At 68.6% G+C, this 20,874-nt stretch carries 18 protein-coding genes; 11 read left to right on the top strand and 7 right to left on the bottom strand.

Translation table 11 applies throughout. The features are described 5' to 3' along the window. Window positions 1-11: 11 nt before the first annotated feature. Together ABD716_RS02370 and ABD716_RS02375 are read right to left on the bottom strand one after the other, a co-directional pair. The gene (locus ABD716_RS02370; RefSeq protein ID WP_344773408.1) at window positions 12-1,715 is read right to left on the bottom strand and encodes an asparaginase domain-containing protein; all 1,704 of its coding nucleotides are present in this window, start codon (window positions 1,713-1,715) and stop codon (window positions 12-14) included. A 139-nt stretch (window positions 1,716-1,854) separates the two neighbouring features. Next, a complete protein-coding gene (locus ABD716_RS02375) occupies window positions 1,855-2,583 on the bottom strand; it encodes a CGNR zinc finger domain-containing protein (protein ID WP_344773410.1) in 729 nt (242 codons plus the stop codon). A 26-nt stretch (window positions 2,584-2,609) separates the two neighbouring features. Between ABD716_RS02375 and ABD716_RS02380 the strand changes: the two genes are divergently transcribed. The 5 genes from ABD716_RS02380 to ABD716_RS02400 all read left to right on the top strand — a co-directional run bounded on the left by ABD716_RS02380 (window position 2,610) and on the right by ABD716_RS02400 (window position 7,982). Continuing rightward, on the top strand, window positions 2,610-3,431 hold the full coding sequence (locus ABD716_RS02380; RefSeq protein WP_344773412.1) for an ABC transporter ATP-binding protein: 822 nt from the start codon (window positions 2,610-2,612) through the stop codon (window positions 3,429-3,431). 2 nt (window positions 3,432-3,433) lie between these two features. After that, window positions 3,434-4,294 (top strand): ABC transporter permease, encoded by an 861-nt coding sequence (locus tag ABD716_RS02385; RefSeq protein WP_344773414.1) that lies wholly within the window; start codon window positions 3,434-3,436, stop codon window positions 4,292-4,294. A gap of 72 nt (window positions 4,295-4,366) precedes the next feature. Next, window positions 4,367-5,380 carry an ABC transporter substrate-binding protein gene (locus ABD716_RS02390; RefSeq protein WP_344773416.1) on the top strand — a complete coding sequence of 338 codons (1,014 nt, stop codon included), beginning with the start codon at window positions 4,367-4,369 and terminating at the stop codon, window positions 5,378-5,380. Window positions 5,381-5,394: 14 nt separating this feature from the next. Then, on the top strand, window positions 5,395-6,042 hold the full coding sequence (locus ABD716_RS02395) for a cysteine hydrolase family protein (protein WP_344773418.1): 648 nt from the start codon (window positions 5,395-5,397) through the stop codon (window positions 6,040-6,042). A 98-nt stretch (window positions 6,043-6,140) separates the two neighbouring features. Further along, window positions 6,141-7,982, top strand: coding sequence for an SLC13 family permease (locus ABD716_RS02400; RefSeq protein WP_344773420.1), 1,842 nt, complete (start codon window positions 6,141-6,143; stop codon window positions 7,980-7,982). A 4-nt stretch (window positions 7,983-7,986) separates the two neighbouring features. On the opposite strand, the gene ABD716_RS02405 is transcribed toward ABD716_RS02400, so the two are convergent. Beyond that, entirely contained in the window at window positions 7,987-8,907 is a 921-nt protein-coding gene (locus ABD716_RS02405; RefSeq protein WP_344773422.1) for a LysM domain-containing protein, read from the bottom strand. A 114-nt stretch (window positions 8,908-9,021) separates the two neighbouring features. Here ABD716_RS02405 and ABD716_RS02410 point away from each other — a divergent pair, with 114 nt between their 5' ends. Both ABD716_RS02410 and ABD716_RS02415 read left to right on the top strand, forming a co-directional pair. Continuing rightward, on the top strand, window positions 9,022-9,861 hold the full coding sequence (locus ABD716_RS02410; protein WP_344773424.1) for an SDR family oxidoreductase: 840 nt from the start codon (window positions 9,022-9,024) through the stop codon (window positions 9,859-9,861). Window positions 9,862-9,927: 66 nt separating this feature from the next. Next, on the top strand, window positions 9,928-11,646 hold the full coding sequence (locus ABD716_RS02415) for an esterase-like activity of phytase family protein (RefSeq protein ID WP_344773426.1): 1,719 nt from the start codon (window positions 9,928-9,930) through the stop codon (window positions 11,644-11,646). 6 nt (window positions 11,647-11,652) lie between these two features. Here ABD716_RS02415 and arfA read toward each other — a convergent pair whose 3' ends face one another. After that, window positions 11,653-13,197: an arabinosylfuranosidase ArfA gene (gene arfA / locus ABD716_RS02420; RefSeq protein WP_344773428.1), complete on the bottom strand. Its 1,545-nt coding sequence runs from the start codon at window positions 13,195-13,197 to the stop codon at window positions 11,653-11,655. Between the two features lie 66 nt (window positions 13,198-13,263). Then, complete coding sequence (locus tag ABD716_RS02425) at window positions 13,264-14,274, bottom strand: LacI family DNA-binding transcriptional regulator (RefSeq protein ID WP_344773430.1); 1,011 nt, start codon at window positions 14,272-14,274, stop codon at window positions 13,264-13,266. 134 nt (window positions 14,275-14,408) lie between these two features. Here ABD716_RS02425 and ABD716_RS02430 point away from each other — a divergent pair, with 134 nt between their 5' ends. From ABD716_RS02430 to ABD716_RS02440, 3 genes are read left to right on the top strand one after another with little or no spacing between them, the layout of a single operon-like run. Beyond that, entirely contained in the window at window positions 14,409-15,749 is a 1,341-nt protein-coding gene (locus ABD716_RS02430; RefSeq protein WP_344773432.1) for an extracellular solute-binding protein, read from the top strand. Window positions 15,750-15,780: 31 nt separating this feature from the next. Then, the gene (locus tag ABD716_RS02435; RefSeq protein ID WP_344773434.1) at window positions 15,781-16,749 is read left to right on the top strand and encodes a carbohydrate ABC transporter permease; all 969 of its coding nucleotides are present in this window, start codon (window positions 15,781-15,783) and stop codon (window positions 16,747-16,749) included. Window position 16,750: 1 nt separating this feature from the next. Beyond that, window positions 16,751-17,659: a carbohydrate ABC transporter permease gene (locus tag ABD716_RS02440; protein ID WP_344773436.1), complete on the top strand. Its 909-nt coding sequence runs from the start codon at window positions 16,751-16,753 to the stop codon at window positions 17,657-17,659. A gap of 9 nt (window positions 17,660-17,668) precedes the next feature. Here ABD716_RS02440 and ABD716_RS02445 read toward each other — a convergent pair whose 3' ends face one another. Further along, window positions 17,669-18,466 (bottom strand): SDR family oxidoreductase, encoded by a 798-nt coding sequence (locus ABD716_RS02445; protein WP_344773438.1) that lies wholly within the window; start codon window positions 18,464-18,466, stop codon window positions 17,669-17,671. Between the two features lie 33 nt (window positions 18,467-18,499). Beyond that, window positions 18,500-19,507 (bottom strand): NADPH:quinone reductase, encoded by a 1,008-nt coding sequence (locus tag ABD716_RS02450; protein WP_344773440.1) that lies wholly within the window; start codon window positions 19,505-19,507, stop codon window positions 18,500-18,502. Window positions 19,508-19,582: 75 nt separating this feature from the next. Here ABD716_RS02450 and ABD716_RS02455 point away from each other — a divergent pair, with 75 nt between their 5' ends. Then, complete coding sequence (locus ABD716_RS02455) at window positions 19,583-20,710, top strand: epoxide hydrolase family protein (protein WP_344773442.1); 1,128 nt, start codon at window positions 19,583-19,585, stop codon at window positions 20,708-20,710. Window positions 20,711-20,874: the final 164 nt, after the last annotated feature.

The following is a 20,874-nucleotide window of genomic DNA, read 5'->3' on the forward strand; positions in this document are numbered from 1 at the left end:
GCCTCCGGCCCTCAGTGAGTGAGGAAGACGTCCTGGAACCGCTTCACCGCGGCGATGGTCGCGGCCTTCTCATCAGCAGTGGGTGCAGCGGGGTCCGCGGCAACCGGCAGGGATCCGAACTTCATGAGGCTGGCCATCAGCAGGAGGCGCGCCTTGATCGACGTCAGGTTCGAGCCCGCGATGGTGAAGGGAGTCTCGTCGGCGAATCCTTCGGGCGTGCCGCGCCCGACCCGCGCAACAGGGATGCCGCTGAAGACGGCACGTTGCAGCAGAGCCTCAGAGGCCTTGGAAGGGAGGCGCCCGTAGGGCACGAGACCCTCGATCACGATGCCGGCCAGACGACCGAGCCCCAGCTTCTGGTCGATCACGGCCTGCACGATGGGCAGCTCATCGGGGCCGGTTCCGTACTCCTCGTCGAAGTAGCCGCCCTCTTTCACGATCGAGACCGACGGAATGGCATCCTCGGTGATCCTCCCGTCCGCGTCCTTGATCGCGACGGTCACGAGCTCGAGCCCGGCCGTCGTCCGCGTGACGGCCTGCACCTCTGACGGCAGCCGCGTGGTGTTCAGCTCGGAGAGGTACGTGTGCTTGTAAGCCGGCAGGTAGGTGAGCGAGATCGCCCCGGTGTGGCTCGTCTGGCCCAGGATGCCGCCGTGGCCGCCCGTCGCGCGGTAGTTGCCCGGGCGCGCGTCGCTCTTGTACACCTCTCGGGCGGCGAAGTACTGCTGCTCTTCGATCACGACGACGCCACAGCGGTTCCGGCCCTCGGCGTCCGCCCACGCGCGCGACTGGATGAACGCGACGGAGTCGACGATGTTCTTCGGCCCGTCGTTGCTGATCATGCCCTGCGGGCGCTGCGCGGCGTTGCCGCAGATCGGCACGGTCGTGTCGATGAGCAGGCTGAACCAGTAGGCGGTCTCCTCGATCTGCGGGCTGCCCTGCGTCCAGATGAGGCCGTCGTACTCGCCGCTCGACGCGATCGCCTGTGCGTCGTTCGTGATCTTCGCGAGCGCCGGGCGCGGGGGCACCGTCGACAGGTGAGCGGGCTTGTAGCCGTTGAAGTGGATGCCGCGCTGCTCGGGCGCGACGTCTCCCGTCCCGACGTCGGTGCGCTCCTGTGCGGGCAGGCCCTTGGTGTAGCCGGCCGGCGGGGCCACGCGATAGAAGTCGACGTCGGCGCGTGAGGAGATCGGGCTCGCTGTCCCGTCGTCGCCGATACCGAGCCGGTCGATCTCCTCGAAGCTGCGGGAGCCGTCAGGGAAGAAACCCTGCCGCGCCGCGGCGGCAGGGCCGAGGGCGACTGCCATCTCCTCCTCCCACGGCGACCCGTCCGCCTGCACCGCCATGTACGGCAGCGGATAGAGGCCGTCTGCGGGGTCGAGTGTGATCGCGTACACAGCGCGATCGGCTTCGGTCATCGGGCTCTCGCGGAAGACGCCGTCGGGTCCGATGTACCCATCGGGGGCGCCGTAGAGCTCCGCGGCATCCTTCTCCAACGGGTGGGCGGAGAACTGCTCGACATAGACCGTGGCCGGCGCCGCCAGCCGCTGCGCACGGAGCGCGTCGAACTTGAGTGGAACCCCTGTCTCGTCCGTCAGGAGAGGGAGACCGTGTCGTGCCCGAGCCTTGTTGGACGTGACCAGAGGCGGCGTGTTCTGGATGGTCGCCGTCGGGCCGCTCAGATGGGCGATCCTGACGCGCTTCGATTCGGTCACGGAGTGCTCCCTTGCGTGTCTCGTTGGAGTGGACGAGGACCACGCTGGTTGCAGCCGGTTTCATCGGAATCTCTTCTCGATTGCCCGGCCGTAACTTGTGTCAGAGCCGTTGACGGTTACATGTTCGCGGCGGGCGCCGTCAATTGGCGTTCGCGTTCGCAATCGCCTGGCGCAGGCGGTAGGCGCGCACCTTGTCTCGGTTCTGACAGCGCGGACTGCAGAATCGCCGGGTGCCGCTGCGGGTGTCGTCGAAGAAGACGCGGTCGCAGCGAACCGCCGCGCATCGTGAGATGTACTGTGTCGCGCCCGACGAGACCCATGAGGCGAGCGCCGCGCCGCAGCCCACCTGCCAGCCCTCGACGGCGCTCGCGCTGTGGTCCTGATAGTGCAGGGACCAGGGCGGCGTGCTCGAGAGGTGCAACTGCGCCGGGAACTCGGCAAGAAGAGCATTGATCTTCGGCACGGCGGTCGGCAGATCGTCATCTGCGAGGTCGAGCAGCAGCTCGTGGAGGCGGCCGGCGAGGCCGAGCAGTCGCTCCGCTTCGTCTTCTGTGAACGGGACCTGCTTGCGATAGAAGTGCTCGCACACCGCGTTGGCGGTGGACACCGTCTCAGCCGGGTCGGCGGGCGGGGTGAAGCGCACGCCGTTGGAGTAGCCCGGCGCGAGCAGGTTCGTCAGAGCGATCGCCGCCATCACGAGCTGATCGCGATGCGAGCCGCTCGGCCGCGTCATCATCCCCTTGAGCACCATGCCGCAACGATAGCGGCCGCGCGGCCGATGTAACCGTCTAAGGTCCGCACACAAGTTACGGACGGGCAACCGAGAAGAGATTCGGGCGAAACGGCGCGCGGAGACGGTAGTAGACATCGACCCGCCTACCCCCGGAGGCCGCAATGACCATCGCACCGCCAGCCCCCTCGCGCAGCGGGAGGGCAGAACTCACGATCGACGGCGTCTCGCGCGAGTTCCCCTCGAACTCAGGCGCCGCAGCGACGATCGCCCTCGACAATGCCTCTTTCACCGTGAGGCCGGGGGAGTTCCTGTCGATCATCGGCCCCAGCGGCTGCGGCAAGAGCACCCTGTTCAACATCATCGCGGGGCTCGACCTGCCGAGTTCGGGCAAGGTCGAGATCAACGGCGAGACGATCATCGGCCAGCAGGGCCACGTCGGGTATCTGCTGCAGAAGGACCTTCTGCTGCCGTGGCGCAGCATCCTCAACAACGTCATCATCGGGATGGAGATCTCGGGCGTCCCGAAGAGGAAGGCGCGCGAGATCGCTCTGCCGTTCCTCGAGGCCTACGGGCTCGGGGACTTCGCCGACCATCGCCCCGACCAGCTCTCCGGAGGCATGCGCCAGCGCGCCGCTCTGCTGCGCACCGTGCTCTTCAATCGCGACGTCATCCTGCTCGACGAGCCGTTCGGCAAGCTCGACGCGCAGACGCGGGCCACCATGCAGGAGTGGCTGCTCGACCTGTGGGACGACTTCCAGAAGACGGTGGTGTTCGTCACCCACGACATCGATGAAGCCGTCTACCTCTCCGACCGCGTCATCGTCATGTCGCCTCGCCCAGGGCGCATCGTCGCGGACATCCCGATCGCACTCGAGCGCCCGCGGAAGCCGGCTGTCGTGACCAGCGATGAATTCATCGCCTACAAGACCCGCATTCTCACGCTGCTGCACGGCATCGAGTCCACCGAACCCCAGGAGGCCTGAACATGACTGCAATCGTGTCGCCACCCCGCGTCGGAGCGATGGACTCCCTCGCGGACCTGCCGAAGCGGACTGCGCGCCGCCGCCGAGGTGAGCTGTTCCCCGCCGAGCCGGCGAACTGGAAGATCGCCGTGACGGTGGTCGCCATCGTCGTCGGCATCGTGCTCGCGTGGGAACTGCTCGCTGACGTCGGCGTCGTCAATGTCTTCTTCTGGTCGAAGCCCAGCATGATCTGGCGGTCGTTCATGACGAACATCACGAAGGGCTCGATGATCGCGGACATCCGCTTCACCTTCACGTCGACGATCCTCGGCTTCGTCATCGGCGTTCTGGGCGGCGCCATGGTCGGCCTCTCATTCTGGTGGTCGCGCTTCTACGCGCGGGTCGCCGAGCCGCTGCTCATCGCTCTCGAGGCGATGCCGAAGCTCGCGCTCGCGCCGATGATCGTGCTCGCGCTGGGGATCGGCCTGTCCTCGAAGGTCGCGATGGCTACCGCGATCGTCATCATCATCCAGATCCTGAACGCGCACACCGCCGTCAGGCACGTCGACCGCGACGAGCAGACGCTGCTCTACTCGCTGGGCGCGAGTCGTTGGCAGGTGTTCGCCAAGGTGGTCGTCCCCGCCACGCTGCCGCACATCATCGCGAGCTTCCGCGTTGCGATCGGCCTTGCACTCACGGGCGCGATCGTCGGCGAGTACGTGGGATCGCAGAACGGCCTCGGAAAGATGATCCAGCTGGCCGCGTCGACCTTCGACATCTCGCTCATCTGGGTCGGCGTGTTCACGCTCGCCGTCATGGCGTTCCTGCTCTATGTCGTCGTCGGCGTCATCGAGCGGGTGCTCATCCGGCTGATCCGGGGCTGATCCGCGCCCTCACTCGACAGACAGCAACGCACCGCAGACAGCAACGCACCGAATTCTTACGAGGAGACTCCTGTGAAGAAACAGCTTTTCGCCATCGCCGGCGTGCTCGCCGCAATGGCCGTCGCGCTTTCCGGATGCTCCGGATCGGCGTCGGCGACGTCGTCCGGCGGCACCACCAAGATGGTCATCGCCGAGCCCGTGCACGGCATCGGCTACCTGCCTCTCTACGCCGCCATCGACCAGGGCTACTTCTCGAAGGAGGGCCTGGACGTGCAGACGACGACATTGACCGGCGGCGCGCACGTGAACGCGGTGCTCAGCAACAACGCGTGGGGGTTCATCGGCGGCATCGAGTCGGCTGCCATCGCGAACGCGAAGGGCGCGCAGCTCGAGGCTGTCGCCGGAGTCGTCGACCGCGCCAACGTGTACTGGGTGGCGCGCAAGGGAGTCTCGATCGACCCGGACGACATCGCGGGCTCCCTCAAGGGCCTGCGGATCGCGGCGAGCCGCCACGGCGGCTCCGTCGAGATCGACACCCTCTATGAGCTGAAGCAGCTGGGACTGGACCCGAGCAAGGACGTCAAGATCATCAACAACGACGTCAGCGGATCCGAGCTCTCGCTGCTCAAGTCCGGCCAGGCCGACATCGCGGCGACCAGCGAACCCGTGCTGGGCCAGGGCGTCTCACAGGGCGTGTGGGGCGAGCCGTTCGTCAGCCTGCCCGAGGCGCTGGGCAAGTTCGCCTACTCCGACATCGTCACTTCGAAGGCCAACGTCAAGAAGGACCCGGAGGCCGTGAGGAAGTTCGTCAAGGCGCTCTCCGAAGGCATGGACTACGTCATCTCGAACCACGACGGCGCCGAGAAGATCGCAGAGAAGGAGTTTCCGAACATGCAGCCAGCGGTCATCACGTCGACGCTCGACCGCACGTACAAGGACAAGTTCTGGGACGGCGTCGACATCACGGATGCCGCGCTGAAGGTGGACCTCACCGTCGCACGAGAGGCCGGCCTGCTCGAGGACAGCTCGAACCCCGCGACGGCGAAGAACATCCTCGATCTCTCGTTCATCCCCAAGTCCAAGTGAAAGCGAGCCCACCGATGTCCGACATCCCCTTCCGCTACGACCCGGCCCACACGGCCCTCGTCGTCGTCGACGTTCAGAACGACTTCTGCAGCCCTGACGGCTCTCTCGGCAAGATCGGCAACGACGTCTCGGCCGCGGTCGCCATGGTGCCGCGCCTGCAGAAGCTCATCGACGCCGCCCGCGCGGCCCGGATTCCGGTGATCTTCATCCAGACCCTGCACGATGAGACCAACGACAGCCCGCAGTGGCTCAACCGCCATGGCGAGCCGGGCAAGAAGCGATCGAGCATCACGTGCCGCACCGGATCATGGGGCGCAGAGTTCTATGAGGTGGCGCCGCGGCCGGGCGAGATCGTGGTGAACAAGTACCGCTACTCCGCCTTCGCCGGCACAAACCTGCAGATCGTCCTCAAGACGCTCGGCGTCGAATCGCTGCTGTTCACCGGGGTCGCCACCGAGGTCTGCGTCGAGTCCAGCCTGCGAGACGGTCTCTTCGCCGAGTACTACGTCTCGCTCGTCGAGGACTGCGCCGCCAGCTACGACGCGGACGCGCACGCGGCCTCCGTGCGCGGCGTCGAGCGCAACTTCGGCACGGTGATCACGAGCGGGTACCTCGAGACCCTGTGGGCCTCGCAGGCGAATCTCGCCGAAGCGGCGGCCTGAGCGCAGCCGGCACTGGGCAAACGCGGCCCCGCGGATGATCTCCGCGGGGCCGCTTGTCGTGGCGCGGCGGCCGCGCGCCCGATAGCTTCAGAGCCACGATGAACCCCCAGCTGCTGATCGTCCTGGTGCTGCTCGCCGCGGCCATCGCGATGTTCGCGCTCGGGCGCCCCCGCATGGACGTGGTCGCGGTGCTGATGATCGTCGCGCTGCCGCTGACCGGCGTGCTGACCGTGCCCGAGACGCTGTCGGGCTTCGCCGACCCGAACGTCGTGCTGATCGGCGCACTGTTCGTGGTGGGCGAGGCGCTCTCGCGCACGGGCGTGACCTATCGGCTCGGCGACTGGCTGTCGCGCACGGCGGGAACGAGCAGCGCGCGCCTGATCGTGCTGCTGATGGTGTGCGTCGCGCTGCTCGGCGCCGTCATGAGCTCGACGGGAGTCGTCGCGATCTTCATTCCCGTCGTGCTGAGCATCGCCAAGCGACTCGGCGTCTCGCCCCGGCAGCTCATGATGCCGCTCAGCTTCGCGGCGCTCATCAGCGGCATGCTCACCCTGATCGCAACAGCGCCGAACCTCGTCGTCGACGCCGAGCTGCGCCGTCTCGGCCACGATGGGTTCGGGTTCTTCACGATCACGCCGTTCGGCCTCGCCGTGCTCGTGCTCGGCATCGGGTACATGCTGCTCGCGCGCCGCTTCCTCGCCGGCGACGACGACGGCGCCGTGCTTGCCACCGATCGCTCGACCTTCCCTGCGCTCATCGAGAAGTACGGACTCGCCGAGCGCGAGCGTCGGCTGAAGGTCGGGCGACGCTCGCCGCTCGTCGGGCTCCCGCTCGACGACCGCACCGTTCGCCGTGACTTCGGCCTGCGTGTCCTCGCGGTGGAGCGCGGCCGCTGGGGCCAGAAGACGCTGACGCTGGGCACGGACCCCGGCGGGTTCCGGATCCGCGCCGGCGACGTGCTGCTCGCCGACCTCGCCGGGCACGCGGGCGGCGCAGGATCTGCCGCAGGCCGGCTCGGCGTCGCCGAGCTGCCCCTGGGCGAGGGATTCTTCGTCGAGACATCCCGAGAGCTGGGGCTCGCCGAGATCATCCTGCCGCCGAGCTCGGCCGCGCTCGGCCGCACGGTCGCCGAGCTGCGCATGCACGACGACCACGAGGTCGACGTCATCGGCATCCGCCACGGCAACGATCTCGTCTCGCGCGCGGTGTCTCACGAGCGACTCCGCCTGGGCGACACGCTGCTCGTCGTCGGCAGCTGGGACGCGATCCGCCGACTCGGCGCCCCGGGCGGCGACTTCATCGCCCTCGAGCTTCCAGTCGAGGCCGAAGAGCGCGTGGCCGCCGCGAGCCGAGCTCCGCTGGCCCTGCTCTCGGTGGCGCTCATGATCGCGCTCATGGTGACCGGGCTCGTGCCGAACTTCGTCGCCGCACTGATCGCGTGCCTGCTGCTCGGGCTGTTCCGTTGCATCGATCTCGGGGCCGCCTACCGTGCGATCCACTGGCCGACGCTGCTGCTGATCGTCGGCATGCTGCCGTTCGCCGTCGCGCTCGAGAAGACCGGGGGCATCGACCTCGCGGCCTCGGCGCTCGTCAGCTGGCTCGGCGGGGCCGCGCCCGCACTCATCCTGGCCGGCCTGTTCGCGGTCACCGCGCTCATCGGCATGTTCGTGAGCAACACGGCGACCGCCGTGCTCATGGCGCCGATCGCGATCAGCATCGCCGGCCAGCTCGGGGCGTCGCCGCTGCCCTTCGCGATGGTGGTCGCGCTGGCGGCATCCGCAGCGTTCGTCACACCCGTGTCGTCGCCCGTCAACACGCTCGTCCTCGACCCGGGTCGCTACCGCTTCGGCGACTTCGTGAAAGTGGGCGCGCCGTTCGCCGTGATCGTCGGGCTGGTCGCGGTGTTCCTGGTTCCGGTGATCCTGCCGATCCACCCGTGAGCCGTCAGAGCAGGTCCGGGTCGAGGTTCAGCGTCGTGCCCGAGTAGAGGTACTGCTGATCGCCGAACACCTGCAGGTTCTTGTTGAGCCAGATCAGGTCGGTGACCGAGATGCCGAAGCGCTGTGCGACGACGGAGGTGATGTCGCCGTCCGCGACGAGGTAGCTGCGCGGCGCGCCCGTCGCCGTCTTCGCCGTGACCGTTCCGGCCGCAAAGCTGCGCGTTCCGTGGTCGACCGGGTGCACGTTCGACTGCCGCACAGGAATCGACCAGCGCACCGTGTTGACGGCGAGCACCTTGTTGGGGCCGAGCTCGACGGGCACCCCGTCCGTCGACGTCGTCGACGAGTACGTCACGAGCGTGGTCAGATACGCAGGCTGACCGATCGAGCCCAGGGATGCCGTCGCCGACGTCCCCGCCCCCGTGGTCGGCCCACCGAGCCGATGGTCGCCCACACCGTGCCAGGTGAGGCCGTCGCCGACGCGCGGCGGAATGTCGATCAGCGTGACCGAGACGGGAACGGGCACGGTCGAGGTGAAGCCCGAGTAGCGCAGCGAGTAGGTGTTGTCGCCGTTCGCGACCGCCTGGTAGTGGAAGTGGATGCTGCCCTTCGGCGAGGCGACGTCGCCCTGGGCGACGACCGTGCCGGCCGGCACCGCGGTGAGCGTCGGCTGTGGCTCCGGGGTCGCGACGGGCTCTGCCGTGGCGAGGTGCGACTCGGCGGGATTCGGTGCCTCGCTCGGGGTCGCGGGGTCGGCTGCCGGGCTCGGTGAATCGGGACTCGGCGCCTCAGCGGTCGGGGAATCGCTTGTCGTGAACGAGTGGTCGGCGGCCTGCGAGCTCGAACCCTTCAGCAGCGAGCACCCGCCCAGCGCCGCAGCGAGTGCGATCGCGATGCCGGCCGCCGTGAGCCCCCGTATCTTCACACGAGAGATCCTTGCACGACGGCAACTATCTCTCTGTCACCCGAATGGGGCCCAGCCGGCCCGGAGGGGCCGGATCGGCGCATGGCCGCCCGATACCCCGGGTATCCGCCCCGTATGACTCTTCCTCCGCAGCAGCAAGACGTTCCGGGCACCGAGGGCGCGCTCGCGCCGCAGGCCGATCACGGCGAGCAGAGCTATCGCGGCTCGGGCAGACTCACCGGCAAGCGTGCCGTGATCACCGGCGCAGACAGCGGCATCGGCAAAGCCGTCGCGATCGCGTTCGCGCGCGAGGGCGCTGACGTCGTCATCTCCTACCTCAACGAGGACGACGACGCGCATGACACCGAGAAGTGGGTGACGGATGCCGGGCGCAAGGCTGTGCTCGTCGCGGGGGACCTCGCCGACCCGGCGCACTGCCGAAAGGTGATCGACACCGCCGTCACAGAGCTCGGCGGCATCGACATCCTGGTCAGCAACGCCGCCTTCCAGATGACGCACGAGACGCTCGAAGAGATCCCCGACGAGGAGTGGGACCGCACGCTGGCGACCAACCTCAGCGCGTACTTCCACCTCGTGAAGGCGGCCGTGCCGCACATGAAGCCGGGATCGAGCATCATCGGCACGTCCTCCGTGAACTCGGACATGCCGTCGCCGACGCTGCTGCCGTACGCCATGACGAAGGCGGGCATCGCGAACATGACGGCCTCGCTCGCGCAGCTGCTCGGAGAGAAGGGCATCCGCGCCAACAGCGTGGCGCCCGGCCCGATCTGGACCCCGCTCATTCCCTCCACCATGCCTGCAGAGAAGGTCGAGCAGTTCGGCGCAGACACGCCGCTCGGCCGCCCGGGGCAGCCGGCGGAGCTCGCGCCGGTCTATGTGCTGCTCGCCTCTGACGAGGGCAGCTACATCTCGGGGGCGCGCGTCGCCGTGACCGGCGGGCGCCCGATCCTGTAGCCGCCCGCACCCCGCTGTTCACCCCGGGTTGGGGTGCGGTTCACGGGCGGGCGAGAGGTTCGGGGAATGAGCAAAATCCCCACTGCGCGCCGTCGCGCGCGCCTCTTCGCCGCGCTCGGCGCCACCGCCGCTCTCGCCTGCACCGGCGCTGTCGCAGCCCAGGCCGGCGGCTGGGTCAGCGCCCCGACGCACGACTTCAGTGCGGCATCCGATTCATTCACAACGACACACGGTCGCACGCTGAGCGGCAACATCCTACGCAACGATCGCGGCGCCACCGCCGTCGTGCGCAGCACGGGCCCCGCGAACGGCACTGCGACGGTGAACCCCGACGGCTCGTTCAGCTACACGCCGAAGGCCGGGTTCACCGGGACCGACACGTTCACGTACACGACGACGGATGCCGTGCAGCTCTACCGCGACACGACGGCGAAGGGCGCCCCGCTGCCGCCGCTCGGCACGGTCGCCGGCCCGAACGGCACCACGACCACCCTGTCGGGGGAGGGCTACGGCTCTTCGCTCGCCCCGGTGCCCGGGCGCGACGGCTGGTTCTACGGCCTCACCGACCGCGGCCCGAACGCCGACGACCCCCTGGGCAACAAGTCCGAGCCGCTGCCCGACTTCACGCCGCAGATCGGCGAGTTCAAGCTGGTGGGCGGCAAGGCGGAGCTGCAGAAGACCATCACGCTGAAGGGGCCGAAGAGTGTCACGGGCCCGGCGGGCGTGAAGGGCCAGCCGTACAGCGGCCGGCCGCCGCAGCCGGACACCAAGGAGACCATCGACGACGTCGCGGAGAGCAGCGGGACGACCGGCGTTCCCGTCGCGCCGGACCCCGACGGCTACGACTCGGAAGGCCTCGTCGCGCTGCCCGACGGCACCTTCTGGGTCTCCGACGAGTACGGCCCCTATGTCACCCACTTCGACGCGAACGGCTACGAGATCGGCCGCCTCACGCCCTACAAGAGCAGCCCGAACAACGCGTTCCACAAGGTCGTCGGCTACCTGCCGGCCGAGCTCGCCTACCGATCGAACAACAAGGGCATGGAAGGGCTGACCGTCACGCCAGACGGCTCGACGCTCGTCGGTGCGATGCAGGCCGCGCTGCAGCTGCCTGACCTCGGCAGCACGCAGGCCTCCAAGGTGGCGGCGACTCGCATCGTCACGATCGACCTGCGCACGTACCGGACCCACCAGTACCTCTATCTGCTCGACGACCCCGACGACACAGGCGATGCCGTCAGCGAGATCACCGCCCTGTCGAACACGAAGTTCCTCGTCGACGAGCGCGACGGCAACGTCGAGCCGTTCGCCAACAAGGATCTGTACGAGATCGACCTGAACGGCGCAACGGACGTCAGCGGGCTGACCGGCGACGGGAAGTCGCCGGAGGCGCTCGTCGGCAAGTCGGGCACGAACGCGGCCCTCGCGACGCTCACCGCGGCCGGCATCCACGTTGCGCAGAAGCAGCCGTACGTCGAGCTCGGCGAGCTGGTGAGCCAGCTCGACCCCACGGGCAGGCTGTTCGGCCACGACAAGGTCGAGGGCGTCGCGACGACGGATGCCGGAAAGACGCTGTACCTCTCGAACGACGACGATTTCGGCATCGACTACATCGGGGACAACGGCGACGACGACCCGCAGCCCGACGCCGACGGCACCTGGGGCGTCCACCAGAAGGTCCTACCGGCCACCGGTGCCGAGGACGACGGCGAGATCCTCAAGGTCGACACGACGAAGCTGCCCGCGGTGCTCAAGACCGTGACGGTGACGGTGCACGTCCGCTGATCGGGGTCACGCCCCGACGACGGCGATCTCGACGACCGCCCATGACAGGGCGGGAAGCGTGGCGCGCAGCTCGCCGCCCTCGTCGATCGCGACACCCTCGAGCCGCGTGAGCCCGACGGCGTCCTGCGTGCTCTCGGTGTTGGCGGTGAAGCGATCGCCGCCGTCGGGGATCGTGAGCACCTCGGCGCGCGTCACCTGCGTCGCGTCGAGCCCGCGCAGCGAGACTGTCACCTCGGCCGACTCGTCGAGCCCGCGGTTCGCGAGGAAGACGGCGACGCGGCCGCGTTCCTCGTCGTAGGTCGAGCTCACGTCGACGACCGGCGCGTCGCCGTACTCGCTCGACTCGAAACGGTCGCTCGTCGCCGCCGTGCGCAGGATCTCGCCACGGGCGAGTTCCGCCATGCGGGCGAAGGGCCAGAAGATGCTCTGGCGCCACGCCGGGCCACCCTCTTCGCTGCGGATGGGCGCGATCACATTGACGAGCTGCGCCTGGTTCGCGATCGTGACGCGGTCGCCGTGGCGCAGCAGCGAGTTGAGGAAGCTGCCGACGACGACGGCATCCGTGACGTTGTACGTGTCCTCGATGAGGCGAGGGTGCTCGCGCCAGATGCCGCGCTGCTCGACGATGTGCGGCTGGTCCTCGGTGTCGAGGCCCGTCTGGTACCACACGTTCCACTCGTCGAACGAGAGGTTCACCTGCTTCGTCGACTTGCGCTTCGCCTTCACCGCGTCGACCGTCGAGATGACCTCCTCGATGAAGCGGTCCATGTCGTTCGACGAGGCGAGGAACGACGCGTAGTCGCCCTCGTGCTCCTGGTAGTAGGCGTGCAGCGACACGTAGTCGACCTCGTCGTAGGCGTGCGAGAGCACCGTGTGCTCCCACTCGCCGAAGGTCGGCATCTTGCGCCCGGACGAGCCGACGGCGACGAGCTCGATCGACGGGTCGACGAGGCGCATCGCCTTACCGGCCTCCTGCGCGAGTCGGCCGTACTCGTCCGCGGTCTTGTGCCCGATCTGCCACGGGCCGTCGAGCTCGTTGCCGAGGTTCCACACCTTGATGCCGAAGGGCTCCGGCGCTCCGTTCTTGATGCGCAGGTCGGACCAGTAGGTGCCCCCCGGGTGGTTCGCGTACTCGACGATCGCGCGCGCCTCCTCGACGCCACGCGTGCCGAGGTTGATCGCCTCCATGATCTCGACCCCGGCCTTCTTCGCCCAGCCCGCGAACTCGTGCAGGCCGAACGCGTTGGTCTCGACCGTGTGCCATGCGCCGTCGAGCCTGCGCGGGCGCTGCTCGACCGGCCCGATGCCGTCCTCCCAGTGATAGCCCGAGACGAAGTTGCCGCCCGGGTAGCGCACGATCGAGACGCCGAGCTCGCGCGTCAGCTCGAGCACATCCTGGCGATAGCCGTTCTCGTCGGCGCTCGGGTGGCCGGGCTCGAAGATGCCGGTGTAGACGCAGCGCCCCATGTGCTCGACGAACGAGCCGAAGAGGCGGCGGGGGACGGGGCCAACGGTGAAGTCGCGGTCGACGATGATGCGCGCTGAAGTCATGTCGAGATCATTACATCGTTGTAAACGCGGTGGCAAGCCCTGCGGTCGGCGCGGCGCCGGGGCCGCCTACAGGCGGCGGGCCACGCTGTCGCGGTGGACGATCTCGTGAGCGATCACGATGTCGGAGGCCGGCGCGTCGGCGTCGCCGATCCGCCGCGCGAGAGCGCTCAGCGCGGCATCCGCGATCGCGCGCTTGTCGAAGCGCACGGTCGTCAAGGCGGGGATTGCGAACGACGCCTCGTCGATGTCGTCGAAGCCGACCACCGAGATCTCGTCGGGCACCCGGATGCCGCGCCCGGCGAGCACGTGCAGCACCCCGAGCGCCATCGAGTCGGTGAAGCAGAACACGGCGTCGGGCAGGGCGCGGCCGTCGCGCTCGCATGTGTCGAGCAGTGCTGTGAGCTCGGATGCTGCTGCCGCGGGCGTCCACGCCGTGGGAACCAGGTTGAGCTCCGGCTCTTCCGCCAGCCCGGCCGCGCTCAACGCGGCGCTGTAGCCCCGCTGGCGCAGCAGGCTCGTCGCCGAGCGGAACCGGCCGCCGGACCCGCCGACGATCGCGATGCGCCGATGCCCGGTTGCGATGAGGTGCTCGGTCATCTGTCGCGCGGCGAGCTCGCTGTCGACGTGCACCTGGTCGATGCCGTCGGGCTCGACCTCGCCGATGACGACGATCGGCGGAAGCTCGGACTCGTCGTGATCGGCCACGACGCTCATCGACAGCAGCGTGGGGTTCAGGACCAGGCCGTCGACCAGGTGGGTGCGCGCCCGTGAGACCAGCTCGACCTCGCGGCGGGGGTCGTTCCCGCTCTGCTCGAGCTGGATCGCCCAGCCGCGCTCGTGGGCGAGCTCGACGAAGTGCCGGGCGAGCTCTGCCGAATACGCCGTGCTCAGGTCGGGAAGGGCGAGTGCGATGTTCCCGGAGCGCCCGTTGCGCAGACCGCGGGCCGACATGTTGGGCACGTAGTCGAGCTGGGCGAGGGCGGATTCCACCCGCTCGCGCGTCTCGGCACGCACCGGAACCACGCCGTTGATCACGTTCGAGACGGTCTTCGGCGACACTCCGGCCAGCTTGGCCACGTCTCTCACGGTTGCGCGCATCGTGGGCAGAGCATATCGAGACTCTGGGTCTTGCAATGGGATTCCAACGATGTAATGCTCAGGCCCAGTGCCCACCAGATCGGGGCACGACGCCACATGACGAGGAGGTCAAGATGGCGAAAGCATCGGGACTCTCGCGGCGGGGATTCCTCGCAGCGGGTCTCGCCGGGCTGGCGGTGCCGGCCCTGTCCGCGTGTGCCGGGCCCGTGTCTGCGGGGCTCGCGGGCTCGCAGCTGAACCCGAAGACGCTGGTCTACTGGAACCTGTTCGGCGGCGGCGACGGCAGCCGCATGCAGGCGATGGAGGCCGGCTACCAGAAGACACACGGCGGGTCGAGCTCACTCCAGTCCACGACGTTCGCGTGGGGGAATCCCTACTACTCGAAGGTGACCCTCTCGACCGTCGGGCACAAGCCGCCCGACGTCGCGGTCTCGCACCTCACTCGGGCGAAGCCGCTGTGGGAGGGCGGCATCCTCGACCCCATCACCGACGACGACCTCGCGTCGGTCGGCCTCAGCCCCGACGACTTCAGCCAGGCGCCATGGCAGGCGCAGAAGACGAACGGGCACAACATCGCGCTCCCGCTCGACACGCATCCGCTCGTCATGTTCTACAACCTCGACGTGCTGGGCAAGGCCGGGCTGCTCGGCGACGACAAGCAGATCGTGCCGCTCGACTCCATGGAGAAGTTCGAGGCCGCGCTCGCCTCGATCAGCAAGGTGACCAAGGGCCCGGCGATCACCGTCGCGAACGTCGCGGGCGAGACGGCGACGCCATGGCGCGTGTTCACGACGCTCTACAACCAGCACGCGGATGCCACGCCCTTCCTCTCCGACAACGGGTCGAAGCTCACGGTGAACTGGGACATCTTCGAGGACGTCACCTCGCGCATCCAGAGCTGGGTCAAGAAGGGGTGGCTGAACAGCGGCCTCGACTACGGCACCGCGCAGTCGTACATGTTCACCGGCAAGGCGGGCATGTACCTCGAGGGCGAGTGGGAGATCACGACGGCCCAGCTCGTCAAGGGGCTCAAGTTCGACATGGCGCCGATTCCGACGCTGTACGACAAGCCCGCGGCTCAGGCCGACTCGCACACCTTCATCCTTCCGAAGAAGGACCGCTCGCCCGAGCAGCGCAAGCAGGCGATGGGCTTCATCAAGTCGATGCTCGACCAGAGCATGACGTGGGCGCAGGGCGGCCACGTTCCCGCGTACCTGCCGGTCGCCGACAGTGCCGCGTACAAGAAGCTCGAGCCGCAGGCGCACTACGCCTCGGCCGCCGAGCACGCCGTCTACGACGACCCCGCCTGGTACGGCGGCTCCGGCTCGACGTTCGAAGGCATCGTCGGCGCCGAGCTGGGCCTCGTGCAGCAGCGCGCGGCCACGCCCGCCCAGGCTCGGCAGTCCATCGAGAGCCAGTTGAAGATCTACCTCAACACCCCCAGCCCCCTCTGACGCTTCGCATCACCCACGGAGGTACAACGACGTGACCACCGCACAAGCACCGGCCGCCGCGCTCATCAAACCGCGCTCGGCCCGGACCGCATCCGCACAGCCCCGTTCCATCTCGCCGCTTCGCCGCGGCGACGGACGCAGCGGGTGGCTGTTCCTGGCGCCCTTCGGCGTCTTCTACCTGGTGTTCCTGATCGGCCCGACGATCTACATGATCGTCGCGAGCTTCTTCAACACCTCGATGGTCCACACCGATCTGGGCTCGTTCGCCGGCTTCGCGAACTACGCCGAGATGCTGACGCGCCCCGACTTCTGGAGCGCGATGTGGCACACCCTGCAGTTCACGATCTACACCACGCCGCCGCTCGTCATCTTCGCGTTCGTCTTCGCGGTGCTGACGAACCGCGTGCGGCACGGGCAGTGGTTCTTCCGGCTCGCGTTCTTCCTGCCGTTCATCCTGCCGAGCGCGACGATCTCGCTCATCTGGGTGTTCGTGTTCACACCGGCCACGGGGCTGTGGGCCTACATGCAGCAGCTGCTCGGCATGACCCCCGGCAACGGCATCCTCGCGAACCCGAACACCGCCATGATCGGCATCGCGATCGCCACCGTCTGGTGGACGCTCGGCTTCAACTTCGTGCTCTATCTCGCCGGTCTGCAGGACATCCCGCGCGAGCTGTACGAGGCGGCCGCCGTCGACGGCGCGTCCAACTGGTCGCAGATCCGCTTCATCACGCTGCCGCTGCTCAGCCGCACGACGACCCTCGTGATCCTGCTGCAGATCATCGCGAGCCTGAAGATCTTCGACCAGGTGTACCTGATGACGAGCGGTGGCCCCGGAATCTCGACGCAGGTGGCGCTCGGGCTCGTCACGGGCACCGCCTTCACCGACAACCGCGTGGGCGCGGCATCCGCCGCCTCTGTGCTGCTCTTCATCGTCATCGTCGCTGTCGCCGTCATCAGGCAGCTGTTCGACCGCTCGGCAGCCCGAAGGGAGGCGTGAGATGACCACGACCGCAGTCCGCCCCGGCAAGCGCCGGTCCTATGTCTCCGGTGCCGCCCCCGCCGCGAACGGCGCGCGCATCGGCACGAGCGGGAAGACCTTCCAGGTCGTCTCGATCATCGTGCTGGTCGTGTTCGCGATCATCTGGCTGATCCCGAGCCTGTTCGCGCTCAAGACGTCGCTCACCGACAACGGGGTCGCGGCGCTCGGCGCGCAGGCGATCCTCACGCACTGGAACCCCACGCTGCACTCGTTCGCGTCGTTCTTCCAAGCCGGCGACATCTGGAACTGGTACCTCGCGAGCGGCATCACCTCCGTCATCACGGCGTTCCTCACCGTGCTCTTCGCGTCGATGGCGGCCTTCGCCCTGTCGCGGCTGCGCTTCCGCGGCCGCAACGTGACGTTCCTGCTCGTGATCCTCGGCATCATGATCCCCACCCAGGTGCTGATCGTGCCGATCTTCCAGATGCTCAACTGGATGTCGCTGCTGAACACCTACTGGTCGGTGATCTTCCCGCAGGTGCCGGCCGTGATCGCGGTGTTCATCTTCAAGCAGTTCTTCGACGGCATCCCGGCCGAGATGGAGGAAGCGGCGCGCATCGACGGCGCGAACCGCTGGCAGGTGTACTGGTCGCTGATCGTGCCGCTGTCGCGGCCCGTCATCGCGGCGGTGTCGATCCTGACCTTCGTCGGGGTGTGGAACAACCTGCTGCTGCCGCTGTTCGTGCTGTCGAACCCGAACCTGATGACCATTCCGGTCGGGCTCGCGACGGTGCAGTCGAGCTTCGGGCAGCGCTACGCCGACATCCAGGCCGGCGCGATCCTCGCCGCACTGCCGCTGATCATCCTGTACCTGATCTTCCAGCGGCAGATCGTCGAGGGCGTCACGGGCAGCGGGCTGAAGGGGTAGGCATCCGCGTCACTCGCGCCACTCGTCGCTCGTGAGGTGCGAGCCAGCCTGCGGTCCCATCTGCAGCATGCCGCCGTCGACGGCCCATGAGGCGCCGGTGACGTAGCTCGCCTTGGGCGACGCGAGGAACGCGACGACGTCGGCGACCTCGCGGGGGTGACCGGGGCGGCCGAGCGGGATGCCGGGGCGGTGGGTGCGATACGCATCCTCCGCCTCGGCGTCGTTCATGGGCGTCGTGATCTCGCCGGGGGCGACGGCGTTCGCGGTGATGCCGTACTGCCCGAGTTCGAGCGCCAGGGTCTTGATGAGGCCGCCGAGGCCGTGCTTAGCAGCGTCGTAGGCGGCCGAGCCGACCCGCGGCTCGTGCTCGTGCACGCTCGTGATCGCGATGATGCGGCCGCTGCGCTGCGCCACCATGTGCTTCGCCGCGCGCTGGACGCAGACGAACGCCCCGCCGAGGTCGGCGGTGAGGGTCTTCTGCCAGGTGTCCCAGTCGGTGTCGAAGAAGCGCGGCCCGCCGTTGATGCCGGCATTGTTGACGAAGACATCGAGGCGGCCGCCGAGCTCCTCGACGAGCTGGTCGACCACGTCGCCGCACGCGGGCACGTCGGTGGTGTCCAGCCGGGCCACGACGGCGCTCTGGCCGCGCTCACGCACGAGGCGCGCGGTCTCGTTCGCCCCGTCCTCATCGCTGTGCCAGGTGATGCCGACGTCGAAGCCGTCCTCGGCGAGGGCGACGGCGCATTCGCGCCCGATACCCGAGTCTGAGCCGGTGACGATGGCGGTGCGGGTTCCTGAGTCAGTCATACCGCAAGGATTCCCGGCCGGCGCCGCCGCCATTCAGATCTCGATCAGCACCTTCCCGACCGCACCGCCGTCGACGGCGTCGTGCGCGGCGGCGGTCTCGGCGAGGGGGAAGCGGTGCAGGGGCAGACCGTGTTCCTCGCCCACCTGCAGCGCGCCGGCAGCGACCGCGGCACTCACGTCGGCGACCGCCGCCTCGAGCAGCTCGGCGCCGAGCGTGTAGAGCAGCAGGCCCTGATAGCGCAGGCCGAGCGAGAACGTGGCCCGGATATCGAGCACCAGCCGGTCGCCGCCGTTGTTGGCGTAGAACGCGATCGTCGCGCCCGTGCGCGCCACCTTCTGGTCGAGCTCGTTGTTGACCGCCGGCGCGACCTCGACGATCAGGTCGACGCCGTCGGGTGCGGCGGCGAGGATGCCGGCCGCGGCATCCTCGTGCTTGTAATCGACGACGTGATGCGCCTCGGCCGCGCGTGCGAGCTGCGCCTTCTCGTCGCTGCTCACGGTGGCGATGACGGATGCCCCGGCCCAGCGCGCCAGCTGGATGGCGGCGTTTCCGACAGCACCCGCGCCGCCCTGCACGAGGACGTGCAGCCCGGCGAGCGACCCGGGGGAGAGGCGCGCGACGGGGCCAGAGGTCAGCGCGCGATGTGCCGTGATCGCCGGGACGCCGAGCGCGGCGCCGAGCTCGAAGCTCGCCGTCTGCGGCAGCAGCACCGCGCGCTCCGCCGGGATCGTGAGGTACTCGGCTGAGGTGCCGTAGGGGCGGCCGTGCTGCGCGAGGTAGAGCCATACGCGGTCGCCGACGGCGAGGCCCTCAACGCCGACGCCCACCGCGTCGACCGTGCCCGCGCCGTCCTGGCCGGGGGTGATCTCGGCGAAGTCGCCGCGGCTTGCGGAGCCGACGCGGCTCTTCACATCGGTGGGGTTCACACCCGACAGCGCCACCTTCACCCGGATCTCGCCGACACCCGGCTCGGGAACCGGTCGATCGACGAGCCTCAGAACGCTGGACGGGCCCTTCTCGGAATACACGATCGCGCGCATGCCTCGACTCTATGTCGGGGTGGGGCTTGGGCTGAGGCGCTATACCCCGGCCAGCGTGGCACGTAGCTTGGCCTCATGGACTTCGCCCCACGAACGGACCCGGCCCTGATCGAAGATCTGCGGGTGCGCCTGCGCGCGACGCGGTGGGACGCGTCGGGCACATCCGGTTGGGGCGCCGCCCCGTGGGAGCTCGGCGCCGATGTCGCGTATCTGCGTGAGCTCATGGAGTACTGGGCCGACGGCTTCGACTGGCCGGCACGCGAAGAGGAGCTGAACCGGCTGCCGCGTTCCTTCGTGGAGGTCGGCGGCACCGGCATCCACGTCATCCACTCCGTGGTCGATCGCGCCGACGGCGCCGAGCCTGCGCCCGCGCTGCTGCTCGCGCACGGCTGGCCGGACTCGTTCTGGCGCTACCTCAAGGTGATCCCGCTGCTCGCGGGGGAGTTCGACCTCGTCATTCCCGACATGCCGGGATACGGCTACTCGGACACCCCGGCCGGCCGCGTGCTCGACTCGCGAGACGTCGCGGCGCTGTGGGCCGAGCTCATGACCCGGCTCGGCTACGAGCGGTTCTTCGTCGCCGGCGGCGACATCGGCTCGGGCGTCGTGCGGTTCTTGGCGCTGGACTTCCCCGAGCGCGTGCGCGCGATGCACAGCATGGGTGCGCTTCCGGTGCCGGGCATGGATGCCGCGCAGCTCACCCCCGAGGAGCAGGAGTTCTTCCGCCGCAGTCAGGAGTGGGCTTTCGCCGAAGGCGCCTACGCGGCGATGCACCGCACCAAGCCCGACACCGCGGCGGCGGGGCTGCTCGACTCGCCCACGGGTCTCGCCGCGTGGATCGTCGAGAAGCTGCGCACCTGGAGCGCGCGCGGCCTCGCGGCCTTCACCCGGGACGAGATCCTCACCAACCTCTCGATCTACTGGTTCACTCGGACCATCGGCTCGTCGATGCGCATGTATCACGCGAACTCGCTCATCTCGCCTGAGCAGCTCGCTCGCCGTGTCGAGGTGCCCTCGGGCTTCTCGCTCTTTCCGGGAGATCTCGTGCGGCCGCCGCGCGCGTGGCTCGAGCGCACGACGAACCTGCAGTACTTCACGCAGCTGGAGGAAGGCGGCCACTTCGCTCCCTTCGAGGTGCCAGAGCTCTATGCACAGGAACTCCGTGCGTTCTTCCGCCCCTTCCTCGGGGAGGAATCGGCGTAGGGGCTCGCACACTGGCGTCGCCCTCGCCCTCGCCCTCGGCAACGCGCATCACCCGTCTTCGTCGACGCCGAGCCGCCTGTCGAACGGCGCCGGCTCGCCGGGTCTGTCAGTTAAACGGTGTGCGGGGCCCGGCGGTTCTCAATGGGTGGTTCTCTCGAAGCGGC

It is taken from the genome of Gryllotalpicola kribbensis, assembly GCF_039538245.1.
Classification (GTDB): Bacteria; Actinomycetota; Actinomycetes; order Actinomycetales; family Microbacteriaceae; genus Gryllotalpicola; species Gryllotalpicola kribbensis.